The organism is Serratia quinivorans (genome assembly GCF_946227985.1).
In the GTDB taxonomy this organism is placed as follows: Bacteria; Pseudomonadota; Gammaproteobacteria; order Enterobacterales; family Enterobacteriaceae; genus Serratia; species Serratia quinivorans_A.
This window is the reverse complement of sequence record NZ_CAMKGL010000002.1, coordinates 167,578-190,965: the sequence shown is the minus strand read 5'-3', so window position 1 is coordinate 190,965 and position 23,388 is coordinate 167,578. Positions and strand designations below refer to the sequence as shown.

23 protein-coding genes are annotated in these 23,388 nt (G+C 57.9%); 15 read left to right on the top strand and 8 right to left on the bottom strand.

The genetic code is table 11. From position 1 onward, the window contains the following. Positions 1–33 precede the first annotated feature (33 nt). Complete coding sequence (locus tag OCH02_RS09505; protein WP_261431000.1) at positions 34–966, bottom strand: ABC transporter substrate-binding protein; 933 nt, start codon at positions 964–966, stop codon at positions 34–36. 29 nt (positions 967–995) lie between these two features. Continuing rightward, the gene (locus tag OCH02_RS09500; protein WP_261430999.1) at positions 996–2,063 is read right to left on the bottom strand and encodes a fatty acid desaturase; all 1,068 of its coding nucleotides are present in this window, start codon (positions 2,061–2,063) and stop codon (positions 996–998) included. Positions 2,064–2,306: 243 nt separating this feature from the next. On the opposite strand from OCH02_RS09500, the gene nudI reads away from it, so the two are divergent. Then, on the top strand, positions 2,307–2,732 hold the full coding sequence (nudI, locus tag OCH02_RS09495; protein ID WP_261411095.1) for a nucleoside triphosphatase NudI: 426 nt from the start codon (positions 2,307–2,309) through the stop codon (positions 2,730–2,732). 46 nt (positions 2,733–2,778) lie between these two features. Here nudI and OCH02_RS09490 read toward each other — a convergent pair whose 3' ends face one another. Together OCH02_RS09490 and OCH02_RS09485 are read right to left on the bottom strand one after the other, a co-directional pair. After that, positions 2,779–3,150 carry a cell envelope integrity TolA C-terminal domain-containing protein gene (locus OCH02_RS09490; RefSeq protein WP_261430998.1) on the bottom strand — a complete coding sequence of 124 codons (372 nt, stop codon included), beginning with the start codon at positions 3,148–3,150 and terminating at the stop codon, positions 2,779–2,781. A 38-nt stretch (positions 3,151–3,188) separates the two neighbouring features. Then, on the bottom strand, positions 3,189–4,097 hold the full coding sequence (locus tag OCH02_RS09485; RefSeq protein WP_261430997.1) for a LysR family transcriptional regulator: 909 nt from the start codon (positions 4,095–4,097) through the stop codon (positions 3,189–3,191). 142 nt (positions 4,098–4,239) lie between these two features. Here OCH02_RS09485 and OCH02_RS09480 point away from each other — a divergent pair, with 142 nt between their 5' ends. The 3 genes from OCH02_RS09480 to OCH02_RS09470 are packed head-to-tail and all read left to right on the top strand — an operon-like array spanning position 4,240 to position 7,368. Continuing rightward, positions 4,240–4,884, top strand: coding sequence for a hydrolase (locus OCH02_RS09480; protein ID WP_261430995.1), 645 nt, complete (start codon positions 4,240–4,242; stop codon positions 4,882–4,884). A gap of 45 nt (positions 4,885–4,929) precedes the next feature. Continuing rightward, positions 4,930–5,475, top strand: coding sequence for an antibiotic biosynthesis monooxygenase (locus OCH02_RS09475; protein ID WP_261430994.1), 546 nt, complete (start codon positions 4,930–4,932; stop codon positions 5,473–5,475). Between the two features lie 21 nt (positions 5,476–5,496). Then, positions 5,497–7,368 (top strand): amidohydrolase, encoded by a 1,872-nt coding sequence (locus OCH02_RS09470; RefSeq protein ID WP_261430992.1) that lies wholly within the window; start codon positions 5,497–5,499, stop codon positions 7,366–7,368. 95 nt (positions 7,369–7,463) lie between these two features. On the opposite strand, the gene OCH02_RS09465 is transcribed toward OCH02_RS09470, so the two are convergent. Together OCH02_RS09465 and OCH02_RS09460 are read right to left on the bottom strand one after the other, a co-directional pair. Next, the gene (locus OCH02_RS09465) at positions 7,464–8,594 is read right to left on the bottom strand and encodes a Gfo/Idh/MocA family protein (RefSeq protein ID WP_261430991.1); all 1,131 of its coding nucleotides are present in this window, start codon (positions 8,592–8,594) and stop codon (positions 7,464–7,466) included. Between the two features lie 239 nt (positions 8,595–8,833). Next, complete coding sequence (locus OCH02_RS09460; RefSeq protein WP_261431342.1) at positions 8,834–9,022, bottom strand: DUF1127 domain-containing protein; 189 nt, start codon at positions 9,020–9,022, stop codon at positions 8,834–8,836. Between the two features lie 177 nt (positions 9,023–9,199). Between OCH02_RS09460 and OCH02_RS09455 the strand changes: the two genes are divergently transcribed. From OCH02_RS09455 to OCH02_RS09435, 5 genes are all read left to right on the top strand, one after another. Then, positions 9,200–10,615 carry a PLP-dependent aminotransferase family protein gene (locus tag OCH02_RS09455; protein WP_261430990.1) on the top strand — a complete coding sequence of 472 codons (1,416 nt, stop codon included), beginning with the start codon at positions 9,200–9,202 and terminating at the stop codon, positions 10,613–10,615. Between the two features lie 95 nt (positions 10,616–10,710). Beyond that, entirely contained in the window at positions 10,711–10,893 is a 183-nt protein-coding gene (locus OCH02_RS09450) for a hypothetical protein (RefSeq protein ID WP_261430989.1), read from the top strand. A gap of 9 nt (positions 10,894–10,902) precedes the next feature. Beyond that, the gene (locus OCH02_RS09445) at positions 10,903–11,925 is read left to right on the top strand and encodes an AraC family transcriptional regulator (RefSeq protein WP_261430988.1); all 1,023 of its coding nucleotides are present in this window, start codon (positions 10,903–10,905) and stop codon (positions 11,923–11,925) included. Beyond that, positions 11,922–12,596, top strand: a complete 675-nt coding sequence (locus OCH02_RS09440) for an epimerase (RefSeq protein WP_261430987.1) — start codon at positions 11,922–11,924, stop codon at positions 12,594–12,596. The genes OCH02_RS09445 and OCH02_RS09440 overlap by 4 nt, the downstream gene beginning before the upstream one ends. 72 nt (positions 12,597–12,668) lie before the next feature. Continuing rightward, positions 12,669–13,169: a DUF523 domain-containing protein gene (locus OCH02_RS09435; protein ID WP_261430986.1), complete on the top strand. Its 501-nt coding sequence runs from the start codon at positions 12,669–12,671 to the stop codon at positions 13,167–13,169. On the opposite strand, the gene OCH02_RS09430 is transcribed toward OCH02_RS09435, so the two are convergent. Continuing rightward, a complete protein-coding gene (locus OCH02_RS09430; RefSeq protein ID WP_261430985.1) occupies positions 13,166–13,591 on the bottom strand; it encodes an NUDIX hydrolase in 426 nt (141 codons plus the stop codon). The genes OCH02_RS09435 and OCH02_RS09430 overlap by 4 nt on opposite strands. 114 nt (positions 13,592–13,705) lie before the next feature. On the opposite strand from OCH02_RS09430, the gene OCH02_RS09425 reads away from it, so the two are divergent. From OCH02_RS09425 to sseA, 4 genes are read left to right on the top strand one after another with little or no spacing between them, the layout of a single operon-like run. Then, positions 13,706–14,920, top strand: coding sequence for an SrfA family protein (locus OCH02_RS09425; RefSeq protein WP_261430984.1), 1,215 nt, complete (start codon positions 13,706–13,708; stop codon positions 14,918–14,920). Then, positions 14,920–17,865 (top strand): virulence factor SrfB, encoded by a 2,946-nt coding sequence (locus tag OCH02_RS09420; protein ID WP_261430983.1) that lies wholly within the window; start codon positions 14,920–14,922, stop codon positions 17,863–17,865. The genes OCH02_RS09425 and OCH02_RS09420 overlap by 1 nt, the downstream gene beginning before the upstream one ends. Beyond that, entirely contained in the window at positions 17,862–20,093 is a 2,232-nt protein-coding gene (locus OCH02_RS09415) for a virulence factor SrfC family protein (RefSeq protein WP_261430982.1), read from the top strand. The genes OCH02_RS09420 and OCH02_RS09415 overlap by 4 nt, the downstream gene beginning before the upstream one ends. Before the next feature lie 42 nt (positions 20,094–20,135). Then, on the top strand, positions 20,136–20,981 hold the full coding sequence (gene sseA / locus OCH02_RS09410) for a 3-mercaptopyruvate sulfurtransferase (RefSeq protein WP_261430981.1): 846 nt from the start codon (positions 20,136–20,138) through the stop codon (positions 20,979–20,981). On the opposite strand, the gene OCH02_RS09405 is transcribed toward sseA, so the two are convergent. Further along, positions 20,978–21,847 carry a LysR substrate-binding domain-containing protein gene (locus OCH02_RS09405; RefSeq protein WP_261430980.1) on the bottom strand — a complete coding sequence of 290 codons (870 nt, stop codon included), beginning with the start codon at positions 21,845–21,847 and terminating at the stop codon, positions 20,978–20,980. The two genes, sseA and OCH02_RS09405, sit on opposite strands and share 4 nt — an antisense overlap. Before the next feature lie 105 nt (positions 21,848–21,952). Here OCH02_RS09405 and OCH02_RS09400 point away from each other — a divergent pair, with 105 nt between their 5' ends. Then, positions 21,953–22,060 carry a DUF4865 family protein gene (locus OCH02_RS09400; protein ID WP_261430979.1) on the top strand — a complete coding sequence of 36 codons (108 nt, stop codon included), beginning with the start codon at positions 21,953–21,955 and terminating at the stop codon, positions 22,058–22,060. Between the two features lie 72 nt (positions 22,061–22,132). Continuing rightward, positions 22,133–23,350, top strand: coding sequence for an FAD-dependent oxidoreductase (locus tag OCH02_RS09395; RefSeq protein ID WP_261430977.1), 1,218 nt, complete (start codon positions 22,133–22,135; stop codon positions 23,348–23,350). The last annotated feature ends 38 nt before the right edge of the window (positions 23,351–23,388 follow it).

Below are 23,388 nucleotides of genomic sequence, written 5' to 3'. Positions count from 1 at the left end.
CTCCATGTTGGCCCCCAACGGGGGCCAGCGGCGTTACCCCTTAACCAACCCTTTCTCTTTCAGATAGGCGGCCGCCACCTGTTTGGCGTCCTGGCCTTCCACTGCAATCTGCGCATTGAGTTTTTGCAGCGTTGGGCCGTCAAGTGTTGCAAATACCGGCTTCAGCAGTTCGGCGATGTTGGCATGCTGTTTCAGCGTTGCCTCGCGGATAATCGGCGCCGGTGCGTAAATCGGTTGCACCCCTTTTGGATCTTCCAGCGTTATCAGCCCCAGCGCCGCTACCGGGCCATCGGTACCGTAGGCCATGGCCGCGTTGACGCCAGAAGTTTGCTCCGCCGCCGCCTTGATGGTCACCGCCGTGTCACCGCCAGCCAGTGACAGCAGCTGGTCCTGGTTCAGCTTAAAGCCGTAAGCGTTCTGGAACGCAGGCAGCGCATCCGGGCGTTCGATAAACTCCGCCGAGGCTGCCAGCTTGAACTTGCCGCCGCCGTTGATCCACTTGCCCAAATCGGCCAGCGTTTTCAGGTGATTGGCGTCCGCTACGTCCTGACGGATAGCAATGGTCCAGGTATTGTTGGCCGGAGCCGCATCCAGCCAGACAATTTTGTTCTTGTCATAATCGAGCTTCTTCACCTTTTCAAAACCAGCCTGGGCATTTTTCCACGCCGGGTCTTTTTCATCAGAGAAGAAAAATGCGCCATTGCCGGTGTATTCCGGATAGACGTCAATTTCACCAGAGGTGATCGCCCCACGCAGCACCTTGGTGGTGCCGAGCTGCAATTTATTGGTGGTTTTGATGCCGTTGGATTCCAGCACCTGCACGATGATATTGCCGAGCAACGAGCCTTCGGTATCGATTTTGGAGCCAACGCGCACCGTGTCAGCCGCCTGTGCCACGCCGATGCTTGCAGCGAGTAAACTCAGTGCCAAAGCGAATACGCGACCACGTGAGGGGGTGATTGCCATATTTTTTCCTCTTGTTGTGTATTTTCCGGCTATTTGGCCAGATCGATTGGAAAATCCTGAGAAGTGCGCTTCCATCGCACGATAAATGTCTCTGCAGGCCAGGCTTCATTTTCGCCCGGTGTTTCCCCTGGCGACTCACCGGCATTAAACGGATGAAGCTCAACGGCAACCGGGGTAAATGCGTATTCACTCACCCACTGGCCATAGCCTGCCACCACAAATCCCTGGCTGCGCTGCCGGTATTGATCACGCTCCGCCAGATACACCTGCCGTAAACCGTACCACGGTAAGCCGGGGAGATCATGGTGAACTAAATGATAGTTCAGATTAAGAAACAGTAACCGCCACGGCCAAGCTGCCTCATTAATAATAGAACGTGCCTGTGGAGCTTCAACGGCACGATGTTCAAAAAACGATCTTACCTTGGTCAACGCCAACGCCGGATAGCTGATTGCCAGCAGGTAAAACGCCACGCCAATGCCCTGCTGTTGTAGCCAGCTCAATACCCCCGCCAGCAGCAGCAAATGCACCAGCCACATCGTCAGAGTGCGTAACTCACCGGCGGCAATCGCTTTGGCCGCATTAACCCCGGTAGCGGCAATATCCAGCGCCGGGCCAAACAATATGCGTCCGCTCAGCGTATTGCGGACTCTGGCCAACAGTGGGTACAGCCGCGGGAAACGCTGCCACTGCACCTGGCTGAAATAATAACTTTCGGGATCTTCATGCGGTACGGTCAGATGTTCATTGCGGTGGTGCTGGATATGCGAGTCGCGATACAACCCATAGGGATACCACACCGCCAACGGCAGCAGGCCGAATAACTGATTGAGCCGCGGCCAGCGCGTGGGATGACCGTGGATCAGCTCGTGTTGCAGCGACATATACCAGGTGGTCAGCAGGATTAACAATGGCGTGCCCAGCCACGGCCCCAGCGTCTGCCAGTGCTGCACCACGCCAAACCAGCCGCCGTAAACCGCCGCCATAATGCCCCAGGTCGGCAGCTCCAGCCGCCAGGACCAACGCTGGTTAAGTTGCTGTATCCACAGGCGTTGAGCAGGATGCAAATAGTGGCTGTGGCTTTTTGGTGAAGACATTGCGCGGCTCGCTGTTTGAGATTTTGCTCAGTATCAGCGAGCGGCAGGGGCGCTCAAAATAACGAAAGCGGCAAAGCAAAGTTAAAAATCAGCTAGTTATGCCATTGTTGTTGATGAGAACCCGATCACGGATACCCCATCCAGTTCAACGGGATACTACCCTGGGTGGTATTGCGAGCATTCTGGCTTGATAACAGCAGTTATCTGATTAGCTAATAAGAACTTATGACATCAGGAGGTTACATGCGTCAAAGGATCATCGTCTGCCCGATTATTGAAAATAATGGCGAGTATTTACTGTGCAAAATGGCCGATGACCGCGGCGTTTTCCCCGGCCAATGGGCGCTGTCCGGTGGAGGTATGGAACCCGGAGAGACGATTGAGGAAGCCCTTCGTCGTGAGATCAGGGAAGAACTGGGGGAAGCACTGGAAATTACCCAGATCACCCCCTGGACTTTCAGGGATGATGTTCGTACCAAGACTTATCCTGATGGGACAACTGAACAGATCTACATGCTGTATCTGATCTTCGATTGTGTCAGTGCCAATCGTCAGATCACCTTCAATGAAGAGTTTCAGGAAGTCGCCTGGCTCAGGCCCGACCGGATACCTGAACTCGATCTCAATGAGGCCACTCGCATCACCTTTGCGCAGAAAGGTATTTTGTAACTGGTGCATGGCTTACCGCATCCGATGCGGTAAGCCAACTGCCTCATCAGGGAACAAAATCCAGTACCACGCTGTGAAATACCGCGTACTCGGTCTCATTGGCCATGTTCGGCAGTTTGGCGCGTTGTACCGCCTGGCTTGCCGCTGCACACAGCTCTGCGTCACCTTCCAGCACTTTAAAGTCTTTCAAAGATCCATCCGGCAACAGATGAATGCTGATCGAACAACTTTTGGATTTATATTTGCCGGGCAACTGCATTTCCTGCGTGATGGCCTGCCGCATTCTTTCCGGATAATTGCTGCGCTGGAGCTTCGTTGGCTGAACTGAAGTCGCCACGCTTTCCAACGCAGTGCGGTTTTCGCTGCCGGCGCTACAGCCGGTCAGTAACATCACCCATAGCCACATCCCTGCTTTCAATTCTCTACTTCCTTGTATTATCACCCGAAGGTGGAAAATCAGTGTTCCGGGTAGACGCCCCCGGCATCGGCATATCGCTGTAGCCGCTCACGCCACCATTTCGCCGCCAGGCCGCTGGCACTTTCTCGCCAGCCAAAATAAGCGACGTCGCTGCAGCGTTCTGATTCAACGCTTTTCGCCACCAGTTCGCCGCTTTTCAGGTAAGGTTCGGCCAAATAACGCGGCAGGTAACCACAACCCAGGCCGCTGAGCTGCGCCCGTAATTTGGCGTCGAAACCGAAGACCGTCAAGGTGTCTTGTTCCTCGAGGATGTTCAGGTTTTGCGGCGCATTCACCCGCGAGGTATCACGCACCACTACCGCCCGATGCTGACGGATTTGGTCCTTTAGCAAGGGTTCCGCCAACGCCGCCAGCGGGTGCTGCGGAGCCACGGCAAACACGTAATCCAACCTTCCCAACGGGCTAAAAGCATAGCCTACCTGCGACGGAGGCTCACAGATTGCACCGACAATAATATCCGCGCAGCCATAAACCAGTGATTCCCAGGATCCGGCCAGTACCTCATGACCAAAACGCAGGCGGGTATGGTGATGCTGTTGATAGAACTCCTCAATCAGTGGCAGCAAGCGCTCAAACGGAAATGATGCGTCAATGCCAAGCGTGATCTCACTTTCCCAGCCGTTTTCTACATAACGCGCCTGCTGCTCCAAATCCTGCGCCGCACGTAATATCGACCGGCCTTTTTCCAGCATCAGCTTGCCGGTGTCGGTAAATTTCGCCCGATGGCCGGAGCGATCAAGCAACGTAATATCGAGATCGTTTTCCAGTTTCTGCACCATATAGCTCAATGCCGACGGCGTTTTGAACAACACTGCCGCCGCCGCGGCAAAGGAACCATGCCGATCGAGCGCATCCAAAATCAGTAACGCTTCCAGGTTTAATCTCACCGCTCCCCCTTTGTGTATAAAAAAACTCAACAAGACGGCAAAAATTCTGCGCTATCTTTGAAATCTGCCCCTGCCTACTCTGGCGTTTATCGAGATGACATTCATCATCTGTTAAACCGCAGTATCACTGGGAAGGTAAATCATGTCTAAATTTCAATTACTTGATAAAGATAATTCCGCACTGATTTTCATTGACCACCAGCCGCAAATGTCTTTTGGTGTGGCTAATATTGATCGCCAACTGCTGAAAAACAACGTGGTCGGTCTGGCCAAAGCCGGCAAGATTTTCAACGTCCCGACGATTTTTACCTCGGTAGAAACCGAAAGTTTCAGCGGCTATATCTGGCCGGAACTGCTGGCGGTTCACCCTGAAATCACCCCGATTGAACGAACTTCGATGAACTCCTGGGAAGACGCCGCCTTCGTGAAAGCCGTAGAGGCAACCGGTCGCAAAAAGCTGGTGATTTCCGCCCTGTGGACCGAAGTGTGCCTGACCTTCCCGGCGCTGATGGCGCTTGAAGCCGGCTACGAAGTTTATGTGGTCACCGATACTTCCGGCGGTACCTCGATCGATGCACATGAACGTTCAATCGACCGCATGGTGCAGGCCGGTGCCATCCCGGTGACCTGGCAGCAGGTGCTGTTGGAATACCAGCGCGACTGGGCACGTAAAGAGACTTACGACGCGGTGATGGCACTGGTGCGTGAGCACAGCGGCGCTTACGGCATGGGCGTCGACTACGCTTACACCATGGTGCATCACGCTCCGGCACGCGTGGCGAAATAACCCTTTATCCCGGCCCCGCGCCGGGTTTTTCTGGAGTGGAATACTATGGGCCATCCACAGCATGTCACATTAGTCATTACACACCGTTTGGCACCGGGACAGGAACCGGCCTACGAGGCCTGGCTAAAACGCATCATGCCCGAGGCCGCCAACTTCACCGGCCACCTCGGCGTTAACGTGATCCGCCCTACCGGCAACGAACAGGCCTATACCGTATTAGTGCGTTTTGACGACCTGGACAATCTCTATCTGTGGCTTAACTCGCCGTTGCGCAAGCGCTACATCGAGGAAGTTTCACCGCTGCTGCTGGAGAGCGATCGCATTGAAATTCGGCCCGGTGCGGAATTCTGGTTCACGCCGCCAAGCCCCAATACCCGCCAGCCTGCCAAGTGGAAACAATTTTTGATCACCCTGCTGGTGATCTTCCCCTCCACCAATTTGGTGCCCTGGTTCTGGGGCAAGCTGTTGCCGCAATTGAACGGCACCCTGACCGGCCATTTTCTTAATGACGCCACCGTGGTTGCCCTGGTGGTATTCCTCTGGATGCCAATAGTGACCCGCGTATTTCATCAATGGCTAACCCGCCGCTAGGCGGCCTGCCGGGAGAACGTTATGAGTAACCTTGCTTCCCTGATTATCACCAACGGTAAATTTCACACTGTCGATCGCCAGGCTCCTGTCGCCCAGGCCGTGGCGATCCGCGACGGCAAATTCCTCGCCGTCGGCAGTGAAAACGAAGTCATGCAGCACGCAGGGCCAGAAACGCAGGTGATCGACCTGCACGGCCATACCGCGGTACCCGGCCTTAACGACTCGCACCTGCACCTGATCCGCGGCGGCCTGAACTATAACCTGGAGCTGCGCTGGGAGGGGGTACCTTCCCTGGCCGATGCGTTACGCATGTTGAAGGAACAGGCGCTGCGCACCCCCAGCCCGCAGTGGGTACGGGTGGTCGGCGGCTGGACCGAGTTCCAGTTCGCCGAGCGCCGCATGCCGACGCTGGAAGAGATCAATCAGGCGGCACCGGACACCCCGGTATTTATCCTGCATCTGTATGACCGCGCCCTGCTCAACCGCGCAGCGCTGAAAGTGGTGGGCTACACCAAAGACACGCCGAACCCGCCTGGGGGCGAAATTCAACGCGACGGCAACGGTAACCCGACCGGCATGCTGATTGCCAAACCCAATGCGATGATCCTGTATGCCACTCTGGCAAAAGGGCCAAAACTGCCGCTGGAACAGCAGGTCAACTCGACCCGCCAGTTTATGCGCGAATTGAATCGCCTCGGCCTGACCAGCGCCATTGACGCCGGAGGGGGTTTCCAGAACTACCCGGAGGACTATCAGGTGATCGCCGAACTGCACGAGAAAAAGCAGTTGACCCTGCGGATTGCCTACAACCTGTTCACCCAGCGTCCCAAACAGGAGCCGGAGGATTTCAAGCTGTGGACCGACATGCTGCAACCGGGCCAGGGTACCGATTTTTATCGCCATAACGGCGCCGGTGAAATGCTGGTGTTCTCCGCCGCGGATTTCGAAGATTTCCTGCAGCCACGTCCGGATCTGCCGGAAGGCACCGAAGACGAGCTGGAGCGCGTGGTACGCCATTTGGTCGAGCACCGCTGGCCATTCCGTCTGCATGCTACCTATGACGAGTCCATAAGCCGCATGTTGAACGTGTTCGAAAAGGTGAACCGCGAAATTCCGTTCAACGGCCTGCACTGGATTTTCGACCACGCCGAGACCATCTCGGATCGCAATATCGAACGGGTGAAAGCACTGGGTGGCGGTATTGCGGTACAGCACCGCATGGCGTTCCAGGGCGAGTATTTCGCCGAACGCTACGGCAAGGAAGCCACCCGCCAGACACCGCCGGTGGCCAAAATGCTGGCGGCCGAACTGCCGGTCGGGCTGGGTACCGACGCTACCCGCGTGGCCAGTTATAACCCGTGGACCGCGCTGTACTGGCTGGTTTCCGGCCGCACGGTCGGCGGCATGGCCATGTACGACGATAACGCCCGGCTGGATCGTGAAACGGCGCTGATGCTGTGGACCCAGGGCAGCGCCTGGTTCTCTACCGAACAGGGCAAAAAAGGCCAGATTAAGGTCGGGCAGTTGGCGGATCTGGCGGTGCTGTCGCAGGACTATTTCAGCGTGCCGGAGGAGCAAATCAAAGGGATTGAATCGGTGATGACGGTGGTAGACGGCAAAGTGGTTTATGCCGCCGCTCGCTTTTCCCCGCTGGCGCCACCGGCAATACCGGTGCTGCCGGACTGGTCGCCGGTCACTCAGGTACCCGGGCATTATCGCTCTGCGCCGCCTGTCGCCACGCCACGTACCGGGGTATTAAGCCAGGCGCACCAGTGCTGCGGCCCGTGCGGTGTACATGCGCATCAGCATGATGTCGCTCGCCGCTCCAGCATTCCCGTCTCGGACGACAATGCTTTCTGGGGCGCATTCGGCTGCTCATGCTTTGCCTTTTAAGTTACCAAGCCATTAACTTAATGAGCTGATAACTTAATAAGTTAATTTCTTCCCAACTTATGGCGCTCTCAATTTACGAGCGCCATAAGTTATTCTCAGTCGCGGTTGATCTCCAGCCAGCGGCGCTGTTCGGCGGAAGCGGCAATCGCATCCAGCACGCAAGAGACTTTCCAGCCTTCTTCAAAGTCCGGCCACATAGGATCATCGGCGGCAATGCCGTTGACCAGGTCGCGGATTTCTACCGTTTTCTGATCGTTAAAGCCGATGCCATGCCCGGCGCTAATGCAGAAAGCGGCGTAATCCGGGTGCTTTGGCCCCACCAGCAAGGTTTTAAAACCCTGACGCTCCGCCGGTTCATCATGACGATACAGCTTCAGTTCCGCCATCCGCTCCTGGGTGTAACTCAGCGTGCCCTTGGTGCCGGTGACCACATAGGTCAGCCCCATTTTGCGCCCGCAGGCAATACGTGAGGTTTCGATGGTGCCCATCGCCCCGCTGGCAAAGCGAACCAGCGCACTGGCCTGATCTTCGTTTTCCACCTGATGCATCAGCGTAGGGTCTTTCGCATCCGGACGCTGTTTAATAATGGTCTGCATATCGCCGGAGACGGCAACAATGTCCCCCACCAGATAGTGCGCCATATTCACGATGTGCGCCGCCAGGTCGCCCAGCGCCCCCAACCCGGCCGTGGCCTTGCGGCAGTGCCAGTCGATCGGTGTACGCGGGTCGGCGAGATAATCCTCGTTGTGGGTACCGTAGAAATGCACCACTTCGCCTATCTCGCCATTGGCAATAATTTCACGCGCCAACTGGCTGGTCGGGTTCTTCATATAGTTGAAGCCCACCAGCGTTTTGACCCCTTTGGCCCGCGCGGCCTGCACCATTTCGGCGGCGTCTTTGGCGTCCAGCGCCAGCGGTTTTTCAGAATAGACATGCTTGCCGTGTCGGATCGCCTCCAGCGCCATTTCTTTATGCAGGAAGTTGGGCGCGCAGATATCCACCACATCAATCGACGGATCGGCCACCAGTTGACGCCAGTCACCGGTCGAACGCGAGAAACCAAATTCTGCAGCGCGCTGTTGTGCCAGCTCCGGCGTCACCTCCGCCAGCATTTCCAGCACCAGTTCTCCCTTCAAGGGGAATACCGTGGCAGCCTGCGCATAAGCAATAGCGTGGCAGCGCCCAATGTAGCCGGTGCCAATTAAACCAACGCGTACCTGTTTCATTACCTTCTCCCGTTACCGATCCCATAGCCTGTCAGTGCGCACAATGAAACACACCATCTGATAAATGTTTATATGGAATATAAATTTCAATAACAAGTGAGGAACAAAATAAAGATGATATTCGTGATACCGTTCATAAAAGCTTGCAGGCTTGGATGAAACGATAAAAAGCCAGGCAGGCATAAACCGGCCCAGCGGGTGTAAATGAATTTTTTATTCTAAAAAAATACCATCCGTGTTTAACCTCGCCAGAAAGGCTTGTGCCCTTCCCGCCATGCCTGTGTCCGTGTCAGGCCTACATCCGCCAACTGCACGTCATCCAACAACAACAAGGATTGGCGAGTAAGATAACGCTGCCAATAAAGTCGCCAAAGGGGAATTAATCGGGTTTGACGGGGTGCGGGTACGTCGCCAACAAGAACAGTCATCATTCAATCTCCTGCGATTTAGCCTGAGGTTGATGATGCTGCGCGGGCAAAAAACAATACAGATTCAAGCCGGCAGTATTTTTTCCATACAAAAGCTGTCTCAGCCTGTCTGAATGGTCTAATTTAACTTCATCTGTACCGGTCTTTTCCTCACTCACTCTTATTTTAGGCATCTGTATGACACGCTACGCCACGCTGGCCGCCATCCTCAGTCAACGCATAGAACAGGGGCTTTACCCTGCAGGTGATCGGCTGCCTTCGGTGCGCATGCTAAGCCAGGAGCACGGCGTCAGTATCAGTACAGTGCAACAGGCCTACCGCCTGCTGGAGGAGAGCCAACTGGTGGAGGCCAGGCCGAAGTCGGGCTATTTTGTGCAGACACGGCGTACCCTGGCCGAACTGCCCGCCGTGACCCGGCCGGTACAGCGACCGGTCGATATTTCGCAGTGGGAGCAGGTACTGGAGCTGATCCGCAACAAGCCGCGCGAAGACCTGATTCAACTGGGCCGAGGTATGCCGGATATCAGCGAACCCACGCTGAAACCCCTGATGAAAGCGCTGGGGCACACGGGCCGCCACGGCGACCTGCGTAGCCTGCATTACGACAGCATTCAGGGCGTGCTGGGGTTGCGTGAGCAAATCGCCCGCCTGCTGCTGGATTCCGGTTGCCAGATTGATGCCGACCAGTTGGTGATCACCACCGGTTGTCACGAAGCGCTGTCCGCTGGGCTGCGCGCCGTATGTCAACCAGGGGATATTGTGGCGGTTGACTCCCCCTGTTTTCACGGCACCATGCAGACCTTGAAAGGCTTGGGCATGAGAGCGCTGGAGATCCCCACCGATCCGCTGACCGGCATCAGCCTGGAAGCGTTGGAATTGGCACTGGAACAGTGGCCGGTCAAAAGCATCCTGTTAACCCCCAACTGCAATAACCCGCTGGGTTACATCATGCCGGAGGCGCGCAAAAAGCGTTTGCTGACGCTGGCACAGCGCTTTGACGTGACGATCATTGAAGATGACGTGTATGGGGATATCGCCTATCAATACCCTCGCCCACGCACCATCAAGTCCTTCGACGAAGACGGCCGGGTGCTGCTGTGCAGCTCCTTTTCAAAAACGCTGGCACCCGGTCTGCGCATCGGCTGGATCGCCCCCGGGCGCTATCTGGAGCGCGTGCTGCACATGAAATATATCGGTACCGGCTCCACGGCTACCCAGCCGCAGCTGGCGATTGCCGAATTTATTCGTCACGGCCACTACCTGCAGCACCTGCGGCGTATGCGTTCCCGCTACCAACAAAACCGCGATGTGATGACGGGTTGGATTATGAAATATTTTCCGCCCGGCACCCGTGTCAGTCAGCCTCGGGGGGGCTTTATGCTGTGGATTGAGCTGGATGAAGAGTTCGATACCTTGCGGCTGAACCGTCATCTGGAGCAGCAGGGCGTGCAGATCGCGGTCGGCAGTATTTTTTCCGCCTCCGGTAAATACCGTAACTGTCTGCGCATCAATTATGCCTATGCTCCTAAACTGATGCCCGAGATTGAACAAGCGGTATTGCGGGTCGGCGCAACCATCCAACAGTTAATGTAATGCCGACGTTCGAAAACACATTGGCGCAATCGGATTAACAGTTGGCGGGATCGGATTATCCGCACAGCGTCTAACCTTCTAGAGTGAAACCTCACTTGATGAACCCACCGCCGTTACGCCTGCTGCTGGGCAGCGATGCGGTACATTTGGCCCAACAGGTACTGGCGGCACGTGAAGTGGAAGATACCGCCTTCCGTACGCTCAGTCTGAGCACCGATCGGGACGACAGCCAGCCGGATCACGCCGCTCTGGCGGCTCTGATGACCGGTAAATCATAAGGAGTAACAATGAGCAGCGATCAGATCGCCCTGTCCAGCGCCCTTTCGGCCCGTCTGAGGACGCTGGGCGTAGATATCGAACGGGTCGGTCAGTTGGCCGGCTTGCCTGAAGGGTTACTCAGCGAGCGACGTGAGAAGGTCAAGCTGTCCACCCGGCAGTTTTTCGATATCTGGCGTGCCCTGGCCCAGGTGAGCGACACCAGCTTCGGCCTGCGTCTGGGCAGTGAGGTGCCACCAGAGCACTATGATATTGCTTCGGTCGCTGCACTGCATTCCGCCACTCTCGGGGACGCGTTGCAAAAGGTCGCCCGTTACAAACGGCTGCTGTGTCCGGAAGAACTGATGCTGGTAGAGGATGACGACTGTATCCGTTTGCACACCCGCTGGACCATGGCCGAGAGCCATGCGCCGGATTTGCTGATAGACGCAATGTTCGCCTCGATTATTACCCTGTGCCGCCGTGGCACCGGCCAGGCGATACGGCCACGGGCAATCGAACTGACCCGGCGGCCGGATCCTACCTCACCGCTGTCGCACTACTTCGGTTGCCCGGTGCATTTCAATGCCCCGCTGGATGTGCTGGTGTTTGACCGTACGCTGATGCACCACCCCTTCATCACCTACAATCAGGACATGCTGACGGTGCTGCTGCCGGGGCTGGAGGTCGAGCTGGCCAGATCGCTGCAGGGCGACAGCCTGCCGAACCAGGTGATGGCGATCCTGGGCCGCAGCATGCGCGGCCAGCGCCCGAGCGTTAACAGCGTGGCCGCCGAGCTATATATCAGCCCGCGCACCCTGCAGCGTCGCTTGCAACAGCACGGCTATAGCTACCAGCAATTGCTGGATAAAATCCGCCACCGTACCGCCTGCCAACTGCTGGCAGAAACCAGTCTGGAGCCGGGGGAAATCGCCTTCGTACTCGGATTTGAAGAATTGAATTCGTTCAGCCGCGCCTTTATGCAGTGGGAGGCGCAAACGCCAAACCGCTGGCGCAGCCAACGCCTTACCGGCCCCAGGGAGAACAGAGCATGAACGTCATTATATTTGGCGCCAGCGGTATGGTTGGCCAGGGCGCGCTGCGCGAATGCCTGCGTGACCCGCAGGTAACGGAAGTCCTCTGCGTCGGCCGCAGCGCGCTGGTGCAGAACCATGCCAAATTAAGGCAGTTGACGCTGCCCGACCTGAGTGATTTCTCTGCCGTAGAGGCGCAGCTTGCAGGTTACGACGCCTGCTTTTTCTGCCTTGGCGTCTCCTCGGCCGGCATGAGCGAAGCAGGTTACCGCACCCTGACTTACGACCTGACGCTGGCCGCCGCCCGTCCGTTGGCACGGCTGAACCCGGCGATGGTCTTTATTTATGTTTCCGGCGTCGGCACCGACAGCAGCGAACAAGGCCGCAGCATGTGGGCCAGGGTCAAGGGCGCAACCGAGAACGCCTTGCTGGCACTGCCTTTCCACGCCGTGATGTTCCGTCCCGGCGCTATCGTGCCGCTGCACGGCATCCGCTCCAGAACCCGGCTTTATGATCTGCTGTATCGGTTATTTAAACCACTGTGGTTTGGCGCGCTTCGGCTGTTCCCCGAGCAGGTCACCACCACCGAACGCGTCGGGCTGGCGATGCTGGCAGTGGCACGCCACGAAACGGCGCTGCGGATCATCGAACCGGCAGAGATCAATCGTCTGGCGCTGCCATCGGCGGGATGATTCTGCTATGTTAAAGCCGCGCGCGTGGGCTGCCTGCCCCACGCTTTCGCCCCTGTGACAGAGACAGACCTCATGCCGTCAAAGATTTTATTCAGCGCCTGCCTGGCCGGTTTTAAAGTGCGCTACAACGCTTCCGACAAACCTTTGCTCAACGCCACGCTGCTGCGCTGGCAGCGCGAGGGCCGCCTGGTGGTTTGCTGCCCGGAGCTGGCCGCCGGCTTTTCCACCCCACGTCCCTCAGCAGAAATCACGCCTGCCGCCGAAGGTGCCACGGTACTGGCCCAACGGGCGCGGGTGATCGAGGCCAGCGGTGGCGACGTCACCGACAGCTATCTGCTTGGCGCTCATCTGGCGCTGGAAATCGCACAGCGGCACGACTGCCGCTTTGCGCTGCTTACCGATGGCAGCCCCTCCTGCGGCAGCCAGTTTATCTACGACGGTTCTTTCAACGGTCAGACCAAGCCCGGCAGCGGCGTCACCGCCGAACTGCTGCGCCAGAATGGCATTGAGGTGTTTTCAGACCGTCAGCTCGACGCGCTGATTGCCCGGATTGAGGCGGTAGAAGGGGCCTAACGCTGCAGATGTTGCGCCAGCCGTTGCTGCAGGTGCGAGATGCCCTGTGGATGATCAATAAAGCGCTCGATGGCCATCATCTGCCAGCGCTGCCCTTCATCGCCAAAGCGTATGGCGGCTATCTGCTCCGGCATGATGTGGCCCAGCATAAACCAGGTCGGCGGGTAGCCGGGGAAAATCCCTTCGTAACGCTGCCGTAAACACACCTGTTGTGCGTCAATCTGCAGGCCGAACTCTTCCAGCGTTTCCCGCTGCACGCACTGCAGCGGCGTCTCATCCCCTTCGCGCCCGCCCCCCGGCAAATCCCAACAGCCGGGCCAGGGAATATCCGCCTTGTCATCACGCTGGTAGGTCAGCAAGTGGTCACCGCACAACAGCGCGATCTTTGCGCCGCCAAAGTATGAGTCATCAATTTGTGACATCTTGAACCTCTTAAAGAACGGCATTTTACACCTGTCCTTACCCGTTTGACCCTTCTGGTCACGGGTTATCATGGCCGATTATTTGTTTAGCCGAACAGGACAAGGTTTTTTGCCGTGGTGAAACCCTTTTTACGCAGTGGCAGTTTAGATGATGTGCTTGCATTGGGCGAAAATGGGCAACCGGTTTACGCCTGCGCACTGCAATTGCGAGAAACATTGCGCATCCGCCAACAGCAACCGGCCGCAGACTGCCTGGCTGTCCCGCAGCCGAACGAAACGGGTACCCGCATTGACTGGTATTCCCCCTTTCCGGGGAAAGTGACTTCCTGGCTGGCAGCGAGTGATGCCCAACGCGCGCAGGCCGTGCAGTTGCTGGAACAAAGTCTGGCGACATTCCGTACTCTGGTCGCTCAGACACAGTCCAACCCGCACCCCAGCCACCGTCTGTTTGGCGCATTGCTGGCCAAAGCCATGCAAATCCCCGACTCCAACCATGTTTATCTGGTCGATGGCAAACCGGTATTGACCTTCTGGGGCTTTATCAAACCAAACGCTCAGTGCCAGGACGACCCGCTGTCATGCCTGCGCCCGGCCGAAATTGCAGAAGAAAAACCGACGCCTATCGCTGCCGCACCGCGTCCGGTGGTCATGCCTGCCGCCAAACCCGTACCAGAGCCAGTGGTTAAGCCGCTGGCGGCAACGCAGCCGATGCAAGCACGTCGCCAATGGCGCCGCTATCGCTGGATGTTGCCTGCGCTGATGCTGATTGCCCTGCTGGTTGCCTGGCTGAACCGCCCAAGCCCCCCGCTTGCAGAGCCTGCTGTCGCACCGCCAGCGGTACCGTCGCAACGCGCTGTCGTACCCGCATTCAAACTGCAACTGCCGTTAGCACCGGCGACGCTGATGCCACCCGCTCCGCTCCCCGTTGTCATGCCGCCGGCGGACAAGCATGCGCTGGTATTGCCCGCCGATTCGGTCAAAGCCGGTTCAGTCCGTTTTCTGAACGGTAAATGGCGTGCCACTGTGGCACTCAAAGATCTGCCCACCGGTAAACGTCCCAGCCTGCAATATCGCATCAAGGAAGGGAAAGGCTCTGCAAGCATTACTTACGGTGATGCCATCACCTGCCGGGTGCCGATCGAGGCCGGGCTGATGCAGTCCGGCAATCTGGTAATCAACAGCCGCACCAAGGCACGCTGCAGCGATGGCAGCCGCTACCAAATGCCGGAAATTACCTGTACGCAAAATGAAACCGGCCCGGCAGCTTGCGTCGGTCGCTACGATGCCCAAACGGTCTATCCCATGATGTTAAAGCGCGAGAGTAAATAATGCTGGCCCCTCTTAACGATTACCCACGCAGCATGACGCTGGTTCAGGATAGTGGCATTCAATTTTTGGACTTCGCCCTGACGCCGGTTCTGGATGATGAGTTTCCGGGCAAGTTTGTCCGCCAGACGGCCAGTGGCCCGCTACTGCGCCTGCAATGGGATGCCGACAGGGGTAAATACCTGTTGCCCGCCCAACCGGGGCAGAGCGCTGAAGTGGTTCGCCCGGAGTTCAGCCATTCTCTGCAGCAATCGCTGCAACTGCTGGATAAAACCTGGCTGCCGCTGCCATTCTTCCGCTGTACTTCATCAGGGGTGTTTTTGTCCGGGCCGGATAACTGGGCCCGCATGCAGACGCTGTTACTCGATAACCCCGACCAGGACGGCAACCTGCTGCGGGTGGTGTTGGCTTTTGATACCCGGCTCGCCGCCGCAGGCCAGGAGGCACTCGCCCCCGGCGAAAGCGATATCAACACCGGGATCAGCTTCTCGCTGGGCCATCAAAACCATGAACTGGGTGAGTTTCTTGACCTGACCTGGGTAGACAGTTGGCTGCGTGAAGTCTTTAGCCAATCCGCGAGCAGCCAGGAACTACGCAGCGAAACAGAAATAAGCGCCGGGCTGAAAACTTTCGAATATCAGGCGCATTACCTCAACCTGTTGAACCTGATTGGCAGCCAATTAACAGTGCCGCAGATAAAAATCGTCGGGGCGTCGCCGCAGCAGCCCGCGATCAACGTAGATCTGATTTTGGATGTCGGCAATTCGCACACCTGCGGGATACTGGTCGAAGATCATCCGCAAGAAAATAATGGCCTGAAACAAACCAATGAACTGCAGTTACGTTCCCTGTCTGCACCGCATTGCGTGGACAACGCGTTGTTTGAAAGCCGGGTAGAGTTTGCCCAGGCGTCATTTGGCAAACCTCACCTTTCATATCAAAGCGGCCGCGATGATGCCTTTGTCTGGCCTTCCATCCTCCGCGTGGGCCGGGAGGCCGCGCAACTGGCACTGCGGCGGGAAGGGACCGAAGGCACCACCGGCATTTCCAGCCCACGCCGTTACCTGTGGGACGAAGAACGCTATGCACCCGGCTGGCGTTTTAACGGCCAACAAGAACCCATGGCTGCGGCCGCGCCATTAAGTTCACTGATCAACGACGAGGGTATCCCCCTGTCTGCGCTGCCGCTAGAAGAGCGGTTGCCGGTTTTTGCCGCCCACTATAGCCGCAGCGCGGTCATGGCCCTGATGCTGACCGAGCTGCTGGCGCAGGCACTGATGCAAATCAACAGCGCCGCCCAACGAATCAAAATGCCGAACACCGCGGCTCCACGGCGTCTGCGTACCATCATCCTGACATTGCCTTCGGCGATGCCCAAGCCGGAGCGTGAAATTTTCCGCCGCCGCATGCAGGAGGCGATTGGCCTGATATGGAAAGCCATGGGCTGGCACCCGCTGGATGCGCCGTTCAGCGCTGAGCAAGCCCGTATGCCGGTGCCACTGGTGCATATGGAATGGGACGAAGCCACCTGCGGCCAGATGGTTTATCTGTATAACGAAACCCAGGTCAATTTTGCCGGCCGCACCGACGCCTTTTTCGCCGCCATGGCCAGGCCGGACCGACCGCCAGAAGCGGGAGAACAACCGGGAAAATCACTGCGTATCGCCTCTATCGATATCGGCGGCGGCACGACCGATCTGGCGATCACCCAATACCGGTTGGATAATGGCGTAGGCAACAACATCAAAATCAATCCGCGTCTGCTGTTCCGTGAAGGATTTAAGCTCGCCGGCGACGACATTTTGCTGGATGTGATTGGGCAATTTATCTTGCCCGCCGTACAGCAGGCGTTCGAACAGGCCGGGGTCAGCGCCGCAGCAGCGACAATGGACAAGCTGTTTGGCAACCAGGGGCGTATGGATGGGTTTTCCACCCAGCGCCAGCAGGCCACGCTGCAGATTTTCATGCCCGCCGGACGCGCGCTGCTTAGTGCCTATGAGGATTACGATCCGCTGGACAGCCACGCGGAAATCGCCACCACGCTGGGCGAACTGCTGCCACAGATGCCCACCCTGCAAGTGCTGGCATTTATCAACGACGAGGTTCAGCGCGGATCCGGCAACGCCACCTTCGACATTCTGCAGACTCCGCTGGTCATCCGACTGGGTGCCGTGCATGCCGCTTTCCTGTCTGACCGAATCGGCATCAGCCACTGCCTGCGCCTGCTGTGCGAAGTGGTGGCGTTGTATAGCTGCGATGTGCTGTTACTCACCGGCCGTCCAGCGTGTTTTCCGGGCGTTCAGGCGCTGTTGCGCCACCTGCAACCCTTGCCCGCCAGCCGAATTTTGCCGCTTGAGGGTTATCACACCCGCAGTTGGTACCCGTTTAACCAAGGCGGGCGCATCAACAACCCCAAATCAACCGCCGCCGTGGGTGCCATGCTGTGCCTGTTGGCTATCGACCTGCGGCTGGAGAGCTTTTATTTTAACGTCGGCGACTTCCAACCCTATTCCACGATTCGTCATCTGGGCATGCTGGACAGCAATAACATGCTGGCAGAGGATAATGTCTATTATCGCGATATCGATTTGGACTGCGCAGACTTTGCGCTGGATCCCGACAGCTATTTCCAGCTACGTGGCCCGCTGCGTCTGGGATTCCGTCAGTTGGATAACCCACGCTGGCCGGCATCGCCGCTCTACACCCTGACCATTACCGATGCCGCTCTGGCGCGCAAACTGGCTGGTGATGCGGTCATCAGCCTGCGTTTGGCCCTCACCGGCAATGATGGGCAGGGAGCGGAAGGCGTCAGCATTGCCGAAGCCCGCCTGGCCGACGGCACGCCGGTGCCCGCAGAACACCTACAACTAAAACTCAATACCTTGGCTGCCAGCGCCTCTGGCGCAACCCACTATTGGATTGACAGCGGGAGCATTTATCAGCAATGAAACCTATCACCTCCGGCCGGCCCGAGTCGATAAACAGCCTTGGAAGCAGCATTGCACAGGCGATTGACTGGGTGGCGGCCACCCGGCAGCAGTCCACCCGGCTGAATCGGGAAGCCGATAACCTGACTGTCCGTCTGCGCCGCAGCTACAACCGGGCCAGGCAGTTGGACAGCGCTATGCATCAGCCTCTGGCCATCGGCCTCTATGGCCATAACGCCGCCGCCAAGGCCCACTTGTTGGCCGCACTGGCACCCGGTGCCAGGCTATTGACCGAAGATGCCACGCTGGCGGTACGCTACAGCTGTTGTGACACCCAAAATCCGCCGTCTTACCCTGTTGCCGTTTCCCTGCTGGATGAGGCGCAGTTGGTGGCCCTGTTGATCGGCAGCGCATTGATGGGCGGTTTTCGACCGGATTGGAATGCCGGTGCCATGGCCGCACATCTGCACGCAATGGAACGTCTCCGCCAGCCGATGGCTATCGGCGGGCTGGACAGCAACGCCATGGTATTGCTGTGGGACAACCTTCGTCATCAGGGCGGCAAATGGCAAACGCCGCTGGCGAGACACTTCTGGCCATATGCCATCTCACTCGCACCCTATTTGAGCGTTGACGACCGTGCCAGGCTGTTCGCACCGCTGTGGGACGAGGATCCGGCACTGACAAGTTGTTATCGCCAGTTGGCGCATGCCCTGCACGCCCTGGGCCACTGCGAGCGGCTGTATGCCCCCCGCCAGGTATTGAGCCAGGATAAGGGGATTGCGCATGCCCAGGCAATCCCTGCATCGGCCGGGGAAAAGCTGACCGTGCTGACGGAGCATGGCGTCGAGGTGGCGATCGCGCTGGCCGATCTGGCGTGGTTGGCGGCCTCGGTCACGACAACCTTGCCGGCGAGGGGAAGCGTCGGGTTACCGAACAACATCGAACTGCTAGACCTGCCGGCCGGCAGCCCATGCCCAGGTGCCGGGCTGCTACAGCGCATGCAGCAGGCAAAACGCGCCAACCTGCTGACTCTCGCTGCCGATGGCCTGCACGCCAGTCTGCTGCTGGTAAGCGATGCGGCCCTTACGCCACAAGATGCCGGCCGTACGGGCAACGCGCTGGCCTACTGGGTCAGACAAACCCAGGGGGAAACCGTGGAGCTACGCAGCCGCCGCAAGCCGGGTTTAATCTGGGCAATCACCGCGTTCGACTCACGTCAGGAAGGGAAAGTGCGCCCCGACGACGCCGTTCAACGCTATGTCGGTGAACCGGGCGAAAGTTGGGCCACCCTGCTGGCGATGGATGAAAGCGACTGCCAGCGCATGGTGGCCTGGCTGGCAGCACAGGCGTACCCGACATTGAAGCAGGATCGCATCCTTGAACAACAGCAGGAACTGCAACGCGAACTGACGGAAAGCCTGCTCGGCAACTGGCTCCACCCAGCGGATACACCGTTAACGCAACAGCGCGCCCAGCAGTTACTGCGCAAATTGCAGGCACAGGCCGGAATACACGGCGAACTGCTTGAGTGGCTGCTGCCGCAGTGCGATACCCTGCGCCAGCTGTATAGCCAGCAACAGCATAGCTTGTCCGCGCCGGTGGCCACTGCCCCAGCGTTTGATGTTGAGATAGATCTGTTTGACGAGGGAGATATGGCCTGCGTAGCCCCCATCGGGCATGACGATGATTCGTTTGCCCAACGGGTGTTTGCCGATTGGATAAACCATCTGCGCAGCCTGCCGGACAATAGCCAACTGCTGGCATTGCTGGGTATCGGCAAGCAGCACCTGGAGATGCTGATCGATGCGTTAATCACCGCCGCCTGTCGATTGGACATTGCCGAATCACTGGAACGCGCATTGTCTGCCGGGGCGCAGCCTGAACACGCTGAGGACAGACAGGTCAGCCAGGCGTTAGCGATATTGGGCGATTTCGTCACCTGGCTGGGCTTCCAGCAGCGTGAGGCGAGGTTACGCCCCGCCAGCCGAATCAATCACGGGCAGCCCATCTTTACCCCTCCACCGCAGCCCGCCGTGGACTGGAGTAGCCAACAACGATTAACCAAACTGGCCCCCACCCCGGCGAAAAACACCGCGTTTTATATCTACGACTGGTTGGTTGGCCTGCAAGCGCTGTTGGCGGAGAATGGGGCAACCAGGGTGGAAGGCTCAATCGATGAAGCTGCACATCGCGCTTTGGCCGCTATTGTCGCCCCCCTGAACGCCGAGGCAACGCCAATTATTTAAGGTATAGTGAAAAACCGTTTTCACCACAGGCGAATAATAACGATGAACTCTCCGTTTCTGGTTACTCCGCAATGGCTTGCGCAGCATATCAACGATGAAAACCTGGTAGTGGTTGATGTCAGGATGTCCCCGGTCGGCCAGGTGCCGAAAAAAGACATGCTCGCAGAATTTGAACGCGGCCATATCCCCGGTGCGGTGTATTTTGACATCGATGACGTCGCGGATAAAAACACCACATTGCCGCATATGCTGCCGACGGCAGAGGAATTCAGCGCGGCAGTGGGTAAATTGGGCATCAGCGAACAACAGACCATCGTGTTTTATGACGAAGGCAATCAGTTCTCGGCCCCGCGGGGTTGGTGGACCTTCCGCAACTTTGGCGCGCAGCAGGTTTATGTGTTGGACGAAGGTCTGAACGGCTGGACAGCACTGGGCCAACCGCTGGCTACCGGCGCGGCTCCGCGCACGCCGCAAACCTTCAACGCCCGCTTTAATGCGGACGCGGTAGTCAATATGCAGCAGGTGGAACAGGCGTTGAACACTGAGGTGCAAATCCTTGACGCGCGCGCTGCACCGCGATTTTACGCCGAAGCCCCAGAGCCGCGTCCGGGTCTGCACCGCGGCCATATTCCCGGCAGTATCAATATTCCTTACGGCGAACTGCTGGAAAACGGCCGTTTCAAATCGCTGGAAGCACTGAAGCAAACCTTCAGCGACAAGGGCGTGAGTCTCGACGGGCCGATCATCACCAGCTGCGGCTCCGGCGTCACGGCAGCGGTACTGGCTTTCGGCCTGTTATCACTCGGTGCACCGCAGGTGAAACTGTATGACGGCGCCTGGAGCGAATGGGGTGCACTGAGCGGCAAGCAGCCGATCGAGCAGGACTAGCTGTTGATCCGATCGGCGACGATCTGCGCCAGGCGCTGGATCGCCGCTGACGGACTTTCTTCGGCACGGTGCAGCACCACAGCTAACGGGTTTAGCGCCGGCAAAGCGTCGGGTGGCAAAAGGGACAGTCCCGCTGGCAACCCGGCGTCGGTGCGTACCGTTACTCCCAATCCGGCGCTGACCGCTGCCCATACGCCATTCAGGCTGCGGCTGGTGAAAACGACACGCCAGGCAATACCGGCACGATCCAGCGCCTGAGTCGCGGCGCTGCGCATCAGACAAGGGGCATCAAACATCACCAGCGGCAGAGGTTCATCCCCCTGGCGCCAGGAGGTCAGTTCAAAATGGGGTGAGGCAATCCAGTGCATCTGCCGTTGTCCCAGTGCCTGATAGAACGGCGTGCTGATACCGCCGTCCCACGCCAACGACAAATCCAGTTGTCCTTTCAACACCCACTCGATCAGTTCAGCATTACGGGCAATACGCGCTTCGATACGCACGCGCGGATGCGCTCGGGCAAAACTGCCCAAGACCTGTGGCAAAAAGGTTTCACCGAAGTCTTCCTGTAGCCCTAACCGCACAATGCCCTGTAGATCCAAGCCGCGCACTGCGGTCGCGGCCTCATCATTGAGCTCCAGCAAGCGACGCGCATAGCCCAGCAGGGTTTCACCGGCCTCGGTCATCACCATGCCGCGCCCAGACTTACGCAGGATGGGGCTGCCAACCTGCTGCTCCAGCTTTTTCAGATGCGCGCTGACAGCCGAGGTGGATCGCCCCAGCCGTTCCGCCGCTTTTGCGAAACTGCCCAGCTCAATACCGGTCACGTAGCTGCGCAAATCGTCGAGATCAAAGGTGACTCGCCCCATACCAACCATCCCGTTTTTAAGAACCATCAGTCAAAATAATGCCGATATTACTCACAAAGATGGCGTGCCATGCTCAGCCGGTCAACCGCTTTCAGGAGTATCGCCATGCTTGCCATGCAATACAGTTTCACCCTGCCCGCCCAGTGTTACCGTATCGGCCACCTTTCCAGCCCCTTTGACCACACAGCACCGCGGGTTGACAGCCTTACCTGATATTGATAATCATTATCAATATTAAGTTTTCAATCAGGATCGGCAGAATGCGGATCCTTGAGGCCAACCGCTATGTCACAGCCACCGATCACACCTTACACCACCGCTTGCTGCATCGTTGGCGGCGGCCCCGCCGGGCTGATGCTCGGCTATCTGCTGGCCCGGGCGGGGATAGAGGTCATAGTGCTGGAAAAGCACGCCGATTTCCTGCGCGACTTTCGCGGCGATACCATTCACCCTTCCACCCTGGAAATCATGCATCAGCTTGGCCTGCTGGAGGAGCTGCTGGCACTGCCGCACCAGCGTGCAGAAACGCTGCATGCCGAAATCGCAGGGCGTGATATTACGCTTGCGGACTTCACCCACCTACCGACGCGCTGCAAATTTATCGCCTTTATGCCGCAGTGGGAGTTCCTTAACTTTCTGGCGGAAAAAGCCGCCGCCTTTCCTGCGTTCAGCCTGATAAAATCGGCGCAGGTACACCAGTTATTGTACGATCGCGGCCAGGTCTGCGGGGTACTGGCAGATACGCCGGACGGGCCGATCCGCGTCCGCTGTCAACTGGTCATCGGCACTGACGGACGTAACTCGGTGGTACGCGAACAGGCGGCACTCAGCAGTCACTGTTTTGGTTCGCCGCGCGATGTGCTGTGGATGAAGATCGATAAACGGCCCGGCGATCCAGCCTGGTCAATGGGGCACACCGGGCCAAAACAAAACTTCATCATGATCGACCGGGGTGAATACTGGCAATGCGGTTATTCAATCGACAAGGGCAGCTTCGAGGCGATCCAACAGGATGGGCTGGAAACGTTTTTGCTGCATCTCGCCGAGGTCGCCCCCTTCCAGGACCACCGCCTGCAGGAGATCCTCAGTTGGGATCAGGTGAAGTTATTGAGTATTCGTATCGATCGACTGGATCAGTGGGCCAGGCCGGGCGTGCTGTGCATTGGCGACGCCGCACACGCCATGTCGCCGATTGGCGGCGTCGGGGTGAATCTGGCGATTCAGGATGCGGTTGCTACCGCCAACGTGATTATCCCTCCGTTACGCAGCCACGGTTTGCAGCTCAAGCACCTGCTGCGCGTGCAAAAACGCCGTAATTTCCCCACCAAAGCCACCCAGTTTCTGCAAATAAAGATGAGCCAGCGCAGGCCGAAAAAACGCCGAGGTGGCGGCAGATCCAGTCTGATGGCTCGGGTTGGTAACAGCCGCTGGCTGCCACGCTTATTGGGTCGGATTATCGGGCTGGGGTTCCGGCAGGAATCGCCGAAGCATCTTGCTGAGTGAGGGTTTGCTGCGGTCAAAAATACGTAATGGGCACAATC